The organism is Paenibacillus sp. GbtcB18 (assembly GCF_019091125.1).
In the GTDB taxonomy this organism is placed as follows: Bacteria; Bacillota; Bacilli; order Paenibacillales; family NBRC-103111; genus Paenibacillus_F; species Paenibacillus_F chitinolyticus.
This window is the reverse complement of sequence record NZ_JAGXJX010000822.1, coordinates 1-238: the sequence shown is the minus strand read 5'-3', so window position 1 is coordinate 238 and position 238 is coordinate 1. Positions and strand designations below refer to the sequence as shown.

At 52.5% G+C, this 238-nt stretch carries 1 pseudogene; it reads right to left on the bottom strand.

Annotation, left to right across the window (positions count from 1 at the left end):
* Positions 1 to 238: pseudogene (locus KVT34_RS31065) on the bottom strand (YheC/YheD family protein); the annotation flags it as partial.

Here is a 238-nt window from a genome sequence, read left to right as displayed (position 1 = left end):
GTACGTATTTGAAGGCCAGATCGTTTTCAAGCAGTCGGTACCCATCCCATTTATCGAAGAAAGCCCAGTTGGATAAAGGGATATTTCGTCTGACGGAGCGCTGCTTGAAGTCCTCCATGGAGAGTAATTTCTCCGCTTTGCGGCTGGGATGCCGGTTGGAAACCACATCCGGAAGCGGAACGCTTTTACGGACCCAGCCTCCCTGCGGATGAAGCATATAGCCGTGTACAGTGCCCTG